The 9,067-nt window shown below is 66.3% G+C and carries 8 protein-coding genes and 2 pseudogenes; 2 read left to right on the top strand and 8 right to left on the bottom strand.

The window, feature by feature from the left end; all coding sequences use genetic code 11:
• Positions 1–371, top strand: a pseudogene (locus ABZ624_RS41065) (hypothetical protein); the annotation flags it as partial.
• 120 nt (positions 372–491) lie between these two features.
• Here ABZ624_RS41065 and ABZ624_RS41060 read toward each other — a convergent pair.
• The 6 genes and pseudogenes from ABZ624_RS41060 to ABZ624_RS41035 all read right to left on the bottom strand — a co-directional run bounded on the left by ABZ624_RS41060 (position 492) and on the right by ABZ624_RS41035 (position 7,956).
• On the bottom strand, positions 492–1,613 hold the full coding sequence (locus tag ABZ624_RS41060; RefSeq protein WP_360100501.1) for a ParB/RepB/Spo0J family partition protein: 1,122 nt from the start codon (positions 1,611–1,613) through the stop codon (positions 492–494).
• A complete protein-coding gene (locus ABZ624_RS41055; protein WP_360100498.1) occupies positions 1,610–2,875 on the bottom strand; it encodes a ParA family protein in 1,266 nt (421 codons plus the stop codon). Before ABZ624_RS41055 ends, ABZ624_RS41060 begins: the two co-directional genes overlap by 4 nt.
• A gap of 216 nt (positions 2,876–3,091) precedes the next feature.
• Positions 3,092–3,910 (bottom strand): hypothetical protein, encoded by an 819-nt coding sequence (locus tag ABZ624_RS41050; protein ID WP_360100495.1) that lies wholly within the window; start codon positions 3,908–3,910, stop codon positions 3,092–3,094.
• A 1,213-nt stretch (positions 3,911–5,123) separates the two neighbouring features.
• Entirely contained in the window at positions 5,124–6,098 is a 975-nt protein-coding gene (locus ABZ624_RS41045; RefSeq protein WP_360100492.1) for a DivIVA domain-containing protein, read from the bottom strand.
• 587 nt (positions 6,099–6,685) lie between these two features.
• Positions 6,686–7,226: pseudogene (locus tag ABZ624_RS41040) on the bottom strand (leucine zipper domain-containing protein); the annotation flags it as partial.
• Between the two features lie 49 nt (positions 7,227–7,275).
• Positions 7,276–7,956 carry an IS3 family transposase gene (locus ABZ624_RS41035; protein ID WP_360100504.1) on the bottom strand — a complete coding sequence of 227 codons (681 nt, stop codon included), beginning with the start codon at positions 7,954–7,956 and terminating at the stop codon, positions 7,276–7,278.
• Between ABZ624_RS41035 and ABZ624_RS41030 the strand changes: the two genes are divergently transcribed.
• Positions 7,907–8,071 carry a hypothetical protein gene (locus ABZ624_RS41030; protein ID WP_360100489.1) on the top strand — a complete coding sequence of 55 codons (165 nt, stop codon included), beginning with the start codon at positions 7,907–7,909 and terminating at the stop codon, positions 8,069–8,071. The two genes, ABZ624_RS41035 and ABZ624_RS41030, sit on opposite strands and share 50 nt — an antisense overlap.
• A 79-nt stretch (positions 8,072–8,150) precedes the next feature.
• On the opposite strand, the gene ABZ624_RS41025 is transcribed toward ABZ624_RS41030, so the two are convergent.
• Together ABZ624_RS41025 and ABZ624_RS41020 are read right to left on the bottom strand one after the other, a co-directional pair.
• Entirely contained in the window at positions 8,151–8,537 is a 387-nt protein-coding gene (locus ABZ624_RS41025; RefSeq protein WP_360100486.1) for an IS110 family transposase, read from the bottom strand.
• A gap of 91 nt (positions 8,538–8,628) precedes the next feature.
• The coding region (locus ABZ624_RS41020) for a transposase (RefSeq protein ID WP_360100483.1) at positions 8,629–9,067 on the bottom strand (439 nt) is incomplete at its 5' end.

Genomic DNA, 9,067 nt, shown 5'->3' with positions numbered 1-9,067 from the left:
ACTCCACGGGCTGGACGGTCACCGACCCGCTGCCGGCCGGGATGCTCAACCCGCACACCTCCGACGCCGGCTGCGGTATCGGCGCCGGGACCCTGACCTGCACCGGCGGACCGCTGGAGGTCGGACACAGCCACACCATCACCGTCCGCGGTCTCGCCCCCGCCACAGGACCGGCCAAGCTCGACAACTGCGTGAGCGTCACGGGCAACGAGACCGACCCCAACCTGCAGAACAACAACTCCTGCGTGCCCACCTACATCCCCGGCATCCCGCTGATCGACCCGGCCGTGGGCAGCGCCGCCGCAGGACTGCTCACCCTCGGCGCCGGCTACTACCTCCGCCGCCGCAAGACCACCGGAGCCGCCATCTAAGAAACCCACAACCCACACCACGGAAACGGTCCCTCCCCACAACCGCCGGGGGAGGGACCGTCTCACATAGATGGGCCCGCTCCGACGTCAGAGCGGGCCCATCTCAGGAAGCCGTTGGCTTCAGGTAATCCGAGCGGCGGCTTGTTCAGCCAAGGTGCGAGCGAGCTGCTCGAATCGAGCGGCATCCCGCTCCAGGGCCTTCACGCCCAGGAGCCGCAGCAGATTGAAGAAGGTGTCGTCAGATTCGATCTTGAGGTCGAGGAGCATCGCCAAGCTGCCAGGCTCGTTGTACGGGACCTTGCGGGTTTGAAGGCCAGGTTGAGTCTCTTCGGTGTCGCGAGCGGTGGGCGCTTCCGTCCGAGGCTCGGGTACCGGCTGCTGTGCGGGGTGATCGGCGGCCTGAGTGGATTGACCGCTGGAGGGTGATGTGTCTGGCTTGTCTCCCTCTATTACGCCGTAATAGCTGTCGCGCTGAGCGGGCTCCTGCTGGGTCGGCGCCTCGCTTCGAGCCGTCTTCTGGACGCGCTTCTCTTCTTCCTTCCTGGCCCGCTCTTCCTTCAGCCGCTCAAGTGCTGCTCCCTGCTCTGCGGCAGGCTTGCTGGCGACAGCGCGCAGCAGGTCGATGGGGTCATCGCCGACGCGGCGCTGCAGTTCGGGCGTGAGATTCAAAAGAGCGAGGCGTTGTGACACCCAGCCCTGGGATCGGTGAAGGCGCTTGGCCAACGCTGTCTGGCTGCCATGGATGGCCAACAGACGCTGGAGGGCACGGGCTTCGTCGAGTTCCGGGAGGTCTTGGCGATGGATATTAGCGACGAGGGCAGATTCGAGAAGTTCCTCGGAGTTGGCGCCCTGGTCGTCACTGACCATGACCTTGACCATGGCGAGTTGGGCTTCGCGGGCAGCCGCGAGGCGGCTGCTGCCGTCGACGACCACGTGGGTCGTATCGGGTTCGAGGTCTGCTTCGCGGTCTGGGTTGGCCTTGATGTAAGCGTCGCGGTTCATGACCGTGATCGCTTGTTTCTGGCCGTGAGTTTTCAGACTGCCCACGAGATCGGTGAGATCGCCGAGGGTGGAACGGGGGTTGTCGGGGTTCACGCTGATGCGGTGCGGCGGAAGCTCGGTCGGCGGGGCGACGGCGTCGGTGGGCACTCCTGTCGCGGCGGCGACGGCCTGCCGGCGTGCGCTCACTGGACGCACTCCACCGCCGAAGCGGCCCGCTCCCAGCTGGTCGGCCTTGCTCATGCGATCTCCCGGGCCAGCGCGCGCATGCCGATCGCCTGTTGCGACTTGGGCGCATAGGACAGCAGGGGCCGCTTCATTCGTACTGCTTCCTTCTGTTCTTTGAGATCGCCGATGAGCCCGACGACCCGTGGATCCTTTATGTCGACCCACCCCTGCAGCGAAGAGGTGGCAATGAAGCCGCGTCGGGAGTCGTAGAGGTTGACGACGATGCCGAGATAGTCAATGTCGACCATGAGGTCGCCACGCAGGTCGTCGATCTGGGTAGTGAGTAGTTCGTAGGCGTCTGCGGAGCTGTCCTCGGCCTGCACGACGATCAATGCGCCGGACTGACCGGGCTTCTCACCGTCGCGGCGACGACCGTAGTACGCGGCGGCGTCCATACTGAGCCCGAGGCTGGGCGGGCAGTCAACAACGATAACGTCGTAATCCTGTTCGAGTGGCGCGAGGGCGCGTTCCAGCGCCGCCTCCCTGGCCCGTACGGCGGACAGCCGGACGTCAAGGAGGAAGGCGTCATTGCAGGCGGGCAGAAGATGCAGTCGGCCACCAAAGGCGTCGTCATCGATGGAGACAATGAGATCGCGGAGATCACCCTTGGGGTCTCCTGCCATGTGATTAGTGAGGCTGTCGCCGTTCATCGGCAGAGGCGCCCCCCCAAGTTGGTTGGTGAGGTGGCACTGAGGGTCGAAGTCGACGAGCAGGACGCGGAGCCCGGGACCGGGTAGGTTTTCGATGTCCAGCGAGTCGTCGCTGGCCGACTCGTCGTCGGAATGCGTGTCGCTGGCGCGCAGGGCCTTGGTGAGTGCCCTGGAGACCCGGACGGAGTGCAGGCTGTTGGCGTCTTCAGCAAGTGCTTCACCGAGACCAGCGGTGATCGCTGTCTTGCCGACGCCGCCCTTCTGGTTACAGACGATGATGCGCCGGGTGATCTCAGGCCGTGCAACGTCCGGGGCGGGGTTGGAGTCAAGCCACAACTGCACGGACTGGGCCAGGCCTTGAATCAGTGAGACGCGGCGGTCGCTGACGATTCGGCGGAACTCGTCCCACTGACCCGGTGGCAGGAAAGTGGAAAAGGAGTCGGCCCCCGACGTTTCGATGGTCGCGGGGGTAGAGGCGAGGCCGCACCAGTCCCTGACGCCCTGCTCGACGGCTGCCTGAATCTCGACGCCGTGCTGCGCGGCTCTGACTTTGAGGTTCTGCCGGAGCCATCCCGGCAGTTTGGAGACGACCTTCTCGCGGTCGTTGGAGGTTGCTGGCGAACTCATGGATGACAGCTTACTAACGTTCGCGCTCTTTGGAAGCACCGACACGTTAGTAGAGGCTCATGGGGGAGCCGGGAGGGCCGAACCGGGCGACGGGAGCCTATTACGCCGTAATAGCTGATCGCGGGATGTCGAGGTGAGGTCTCTCTATTACGGCGTAATAGAGAGACCTCAACGGCCTGGGTGCGAGCGACCTGAGCACAGGGGACCCAGGCGTTGTTAGGGAGCCTTGCCTCCGCGAGAGAGAACTGCCGTCGCGGCCGCGTACGCGAGGCGGGCCTCGTTGGTTCTCGCCGCCGGCCGCGCGCTCTCCCGCTCGCTTCTCCTCAACTCCCGGACTACAGCTTCCACGTACCTTCCGAGACTGACGATTTGAATGGGGGTCTCACAGTCAGGAAGCACCGCGGCGACCTGGTCGAGCCAGAAGGTGACCTCATCATCGTCATCCAAGCCCGCCCGGTGCTCGATCAGGCGCTGTGCGACCGGAGCCAGCAGTGCGTGATGGCGCGCCGCCTCCTCCTGCATACGGCGTTCAGCCGCGGCCTTGGCGGCAGCGCGACGCTCGGCTACGAGAACGGCCTCAGGGGTACGGCGCACGGGCCGATCGCCGCGTTCCGGGTCCATGAGCGTTGTCGCGCGCAGGCGCTTCGCCTTGTTGTAGGCAGCGCTGGCCGTATTCACAGCGAGCGACTCGGCGAGGGCGGTCCACTCCACCTTCGCGGCCCGGGCATCCTCAATGGCCTTCCCTTGACGGACGTCAGCCTGTTCGCGGAGGTACTCCCACAACTTCACGCGGGTGATCGCGGCCTTGCGCCGCGCCTCCTCGCTCTTCAAGGCACCAGAGTGGGCTTCGAGATACAGCAGTGCCTGGTAGAGCTCCTCGTCGGCCGGCATCCGGCCGACGTTCTCGTCCTCGGCGTCTTCGTGCAGTTGCCGCAACTCAGCGATAAGAGCCGCAGTATCGACCGCTCCCAGCCGCACCGGAACCTTGAGCAATGGCCTTGTGGGAGCAGCTGACTTTCTGATGAGACGTGCCATGGCAGGGAGTCTGCCCGAGGATTCACATTCTGTGAATCACTGGCACCGGAGGTCGCGCTTTGATGCAACACGTCCGTCCACGGCCAGGCTTGAGCTGGGCACGGGCCCCGAGAGAGCGGCGATGGCTGCCGAAAGCCTCAGGCGTATCGAGGGACACGCAGCCCGGTTGGGACCGAGCCATACCTGACCGTGGAGTGGGATTGGCTTCACCTGCGCCACAGTCGGCGTCGCACCGAACCAGGGCTCCCCTGAACGCGTGCTGCACCCAGGCGTCGAACCGCTTGCCGGTGAGCCGGTCGACTCTCCGTCGGTGCGGGAAGGTACCGGGCGGCACCGGCACCGCTGCCTGCCGCCCTAGAGCGATCAGCGGCCACGGCTGAGATGCGTACACATCTTTTGCGACCGGGTCCCGTGTCCCTGAGTCCGGCGGTGCTGACCGTGACTCATCGGCGATGCACCTACTCCTGTCCGGGAACAGGCGCCGTGGGGGAGGCCGTAACGATGCTGCTCCCGTCAGACGACGGTGGAGAACATCGAGCGGAGGTTGGTAACAGGCGTTACCAACCAGACATGGTGAAGTCTCAGCTGGGTGCCCGGCTCGATGACGAGATTGCGGAACTGGCCAAGCCCCGGACAGAGATCGCCGTGATGCCCTGGAGGGCCTCTGGGATCCCGGTCAAACCTGCCTGCGAAGACGCGGTCGGGTTGCGCGACCTGCTGCGCGATCCCGCCTGCACCGTCGCGAAGATCGAGACAGTGCTGCGGTCCGGTCCTGGTCACAGGCCGCTTGATCTACCCAGTGCGAGCAGGCTGGCCGAGCAGAGCCCTTCTCCGCGCTGGAGCAGACCCAGCCGGTCGGGTGGAGGAGGGCGCAGAGGCCGTCGTAGGCGTCGTTGGCGATCCGAGGTGAATGTATGACGGTGACCCGGTCGGCCCCGGGATGGTCCTGCGACACTGTCTTCAGCGTGCGAAGGGCGATGAGTCCAGGGGCACGAGGTACCTCGGGCGAGGCTCAGGGGTTGTTCGCCCTAATTGTGGGACAGTCGTATCGCGTCTGAGTGCAGAGCGGTGTCGCGTCGGCCTAGCGCGGCCATCGATGATGGGCGGCGTGGTTCGAGCCCCCGGTCTGGAGGTCGTCAGTCGGCAAGACCCGGACCGAAGTCCGGGCCCTGTGGGAAGCTGCCGACGCTGTTGTCGAACCAGGGTCCGGCGCTCAGTCGTCGTCCTCTTCGATCAGGAATCCGTGGCTTTTCAACGGCGCCTGGCCCATCGGGGACGCCTCCTGCCGACGGCCCTGGGACATGGGCGGGGGCATCGTGGCGCTCATGTGTTGCTGGCCGCCGTAGGGCGGAGGGTTGTCACCCATTGCCTGATTGCCGCGGTGGGAGTTGCCGACGCCAGATGGGGTGATGGAAGGAGGCAAGGACGAGGCCGCCTGGCTGTGTGGTGGGGGTGGTGGGGGCGGCGGTGGGGCGTCGTCCTGGAGCTCCAGATGGCGCAGCTGGGACTCGAGATACGACTTCAAGCGCGAGCGGTAATCGCGCTCGAAGCCGCGCAGGTCTTCGATCTTGCGCTCCAGCGTGGCACGGGCGGACTCCAAGGAGCCGATGACGGCACGGTGCTTGTCCTGCGCGTCCCGCTCCAGGGCGTCGGCCCTGGCACTGGCATCGCGCTCGATATCCTCGGCGCGGATGCGGGCCTCGCCGAGGATCTTGTTGGCTTCGGAGCGAGCCTCGGCGATCGCCTGGTCGGCGGTCTGCTGGGCCAGCGAGAGGACTCGCGCGGCGCTGTCGCCACTGGGATCGCCCGCGCCCTGACCCATCGGACTGGAACCTTGCGAGCCGCCTTGATCACGCGTTCCAGCCAGCTGAGGAACGCTCATCGGTAGCTGGGACGGGCCACCTGTCTGCTGCGGAGGGCCCGGTATGCCGGCTGGTAGAGCGCTGGGGGCCCGCATGCTCTGCTGCTGGTCTTGCTCTGGGGGCTGGTCCGCGTTCTGTTGGTTCTTCGCGTTGGGACCAGTGGCAGCGGCCAGCTTGGCACGCAGGTCCTTGTTCTCGCGGAGTAGACGGGTCAGTTCGGCTTCAACTTTGTCGAGGAAGGAATCGACCTCGTCCTCGTCGTAGCCTTCTCGGAGGCGTGTGGTCGTGAACTGCTTGTTCCGCACGTCCTCGGGGGTTAACGGCATTTCTTCACCCCAACGTAGTCATCGGCAGTCGGGAAAGAGTGATCGTCCATCCTCACTGCATGAAGCTCTGTGGGATGAAGACGGTGATCATCAGTAACGAAGAAGGAGGGGTCGAGCGCCGCGCCCCGAGACGCAGCGATGGGATGAACCGCTGTAGAAGCGGCAGCGGTAAACCGGTCACAGCACCGGATTGATTCCTGGTCTTGAGAGAGACAGTGGCCGCTCCCTGGGGATCGGGGACGTAGAGTCGCTGCAAGTCGTCCGGTTGCGAGGAACCGTCATATAGATGCTGCCCAACGGGTGGCGCCGCTTTCCCGGTCGAACAAATCGCTATAAAAGTAATATAGATCTCTCTAGGTCCAGTGTGTCGAGAGTAAGGCCAGTGGCTGCGAGGAACACCTCGAGGAGGCCGTGCCAGCGCTCGCAGACTCTCAGTCGTCGACGTAGCACCCCATCCGGCTCGGAGACGGGCTGAAGCGCGGGGCGGGCGCCGGGTCGGTGGTCAGCCCCGTGCTGCGGGTCGGCCCGGAGCCTGGCAGAGGTACGTCGAGGTACGTCTCTTGCAGGCGGATGAACGAGTCGCGCACCGCACAGATGGCGGCCTTCTCGGCCGAGTGGACTTCGCTGTAGGCGAGGCAGTCGGGCAAGGCGGCACGGCCGTGGACACGCCAGCCTCCGCTGTCGGGGAGTGCACCCGAGCTTTTTGACGTCGACGTGGACCAGTTCGCCGGGCTGGCTGCGTTCGTAGCGGCGCGGATGACCTGCCTTGTGGGCCGGTCCAAGAAGGCACCAGGTGGTTCACTCCCTGCCGGGCCAGGACCTGGTGCACGGTCGGGCCCGACAGACCCAGGATCGGCCCGACGCAAGCCGCCCAGCTTGTGCTCCTGTCGAGGCGGTACACTCGGTCCTCTACCGCTGCCGAAGTTGGGTGTGCGGTGCCGTGTGCGGTCGGTTGGGACGATCACGCAGTCCGGCCTCGCCTTTTCCGCCAGCGACGCAGCCACTTGTGGGCCGTGGCCCGGGAAACTCCCATCTCAGCGCGACATGCGAGACAGGACGGCCGGAACGGACACGCTCGATCTGCAGTCGCCTGCCGTGAACGGTCAGCCAGGTATCACGGTGGGACACGAGACCTCCGTGCGGCGCAGGTCTTCGCCATGATCAAGCCCGGTATCCGTCAACAACGCTCGTGATCAATACATCTTGCCGCTGGCTGATCCCCAGCGCTCAGTGCAGGCACCAGTCGGTGATCGAACGGCGATGGCATACCTCGATTTCTGGGAACTCCGCTCGTTCTTCGAGGTGGTGAAGGATGATTCGGCCAACGCGGTTGTCCCGGGGTTGGCCGGTGCGGCCGGCGGATGGCCGGGCATCCGACTGGTTTGTGGTCAGGGTGAATTGGCGGCTGGTGTATGGGGGGCCGCGGTCGGGCTGGGAGATCACAGGGCCTGCGGGGGCGGTGCTGGTGGCAGGCGGTTCGCGGTGCGTCGGCGGTCAGTTCAGTGCGCGGGTGGTCGGCGGTGGCCCAGCCGGTCTCCTGGCGGGAGGCGCTGTCGGTGACGGTGGCCGGGTAGAGCCGGCCCTCGTCGGTGGGGGTGGAGGTGATGTCGGCGCTCCAGCGGGCGTGTGTCGCAGTTGGGCCGGGCCGGAAGTTGCGCGGGACCAGGTCCGGGGCGTCCGCGTGCGGGTCGGGGTTCGTGGTGCGGTGCCGGCGTCTGCGGTGCCGGCCGGTGAGCCCTGCAGCCCGCATCAATCGGGCGATGCGTCTGCGGCCGCAGACGGTCTCCTCAGGCCTGAGGACGGCGTGGATGCGCGGGGCGCTCGTAGGCGTCCCGGTCTGGGTGTGGACGGCGGTGATCTGCTCGGTCAGCTCTGCGTTCTGCGCGGGCCGGGGACCGGGTGTGCTGATGTGGCGGGAGGAGAAGGCGGCACGGGAGACCTGCAGCAGTTCACACGCCCGCTTGACGCTGTGACCGTCCCGCCTTTTCCGCCTCGATGAACGGGTGCACCGTCACCGGGTCTTCTTGATGCTCGTATGTGAAGCAGCCAGGCTCATGGGCGTCTCGGGTAGCGGGTCGAGGGGTTGGCCGAGGTCGGATTGGTCGGCGAGCAAGGCCCGGTAGACACGGTCGAGATGCGACGCCGCAGCAGACGCAGGGCCTCCGTCTTGGTCTTGCCGGCGGTGAGTTGTTTGGTGAAGTAGGTGGCGCCTTCGCCGTCGCCTCGCACCTGGGTCACGGCGATCATGTGGAGGGCGTGGTTGACGGTCCGGTTGCCGCCTCGGTTGAGCCGGACACGGACCTTGTCGCCTGACCAGACGGGGATAGGGGCTGTGCCGTTGGACCGGGCGAAGGCGGCCTTGGAGGCGAACCGCGTGGCGTCGGCGGCCTCTCCGATGATGACCGCGGCACCCAGAACGCCACAGCCGGGGATCGCCAACAGATGCGGTGCTCAAGCGGTGACCAAGCGACGGATCTGGCTCTCCAGCGCGTTGATGCGTTCCGAGAGACGGCGGCAGTCTGCCACCAGTTCAGCGGCGATCGCCGCGAGTGTCCCCTGGGTGTTGGACCAAGGCTTGGGCCAGCTGGTCCAGGATGCACAAACGGCGCAGGCCGCGAGAGGCGACGGCCAGCTCCGGGTCGAGCTCGTGCAAGAACCAGCGCAGCTTGTTGCCGATTGCGGTGCGCTGGGCCACGAGCGTGCGCCGGTGATCGACCAGCAGCTTGATGTCCCGGCTCGGCCCGTCCAGGCATGCCTTGGGCAGGCCGGGCTCGCGCAGAGCGACCCGGGCCACCGCCTCGGCGTCGATCGGGTCGGACTTCCCGCGTTCCCTGGCTGAGCGTCGCGCGCCGGCCATCAGACGGGTGTGCACCCGCACCACCGCGTGCCCACTGCTGAGCAGGTCGGCCTCGAACCGGCCGGTCAAGTGGCGGCAGTCCTCGACTGCTACCAGTACCGAACCGAAGCCG

The sequence above is a fragment of the Streptomyces sp. NPDC007205 genome, assembly GCF_040634095.1.
GTDB lineage: Bacteria > Actinomycetota > Actinomycetes > Streptomycetales > Streptomycetaceae > Streptomyces.
The sequence above is the reverse complement of the archived record's forward strand: the minus strand, read 5'-3'. Positions and strand labels throughout refer to the sequence as shown.

Excerpts from the sequence above, each read along its gene's own strand:
- ABZ624_RS41055 (WP_360100498.1), bottom strand. The coding sequence starts at position 2,875 with ATGAGTTCGCCAGCAACCTCCAACGACCGCGAGAAGGTCGTCTCCAAA.
- ABZ624_RS41045 (WP_360100492.1), bottom strand. The coding sequence starts at position 6,098 with ATGCCGTTAACCCCCGAGGACGTGCGGAACAAGCAGTTCACGACCACA.
- ABZ624_RS41030 (WP_360100489.1), top strand. The coding sequence starts at position 7,907 with ATGCGCGGGGCGCTCGTAGGCGTCCCGGTCTGGGTGTGGACGGCGGTG.
- ABZ624_RS41050 (WP_360100495.1), bottom strand. The coding sequence starts at position 3,910 with ATGGCACGTCTCATCAGAAAGTCAGCTGCTCCCACAAGGCCATTGCTC.
- ABZ624_RS41060 (WP_360100501.1), bottom strand. The coding sequence starts at position 1,613 with ATGAGCAAGGCCGACCAGCTGGGAGCGGGCCGCTTCGGCGGTGGAGTG.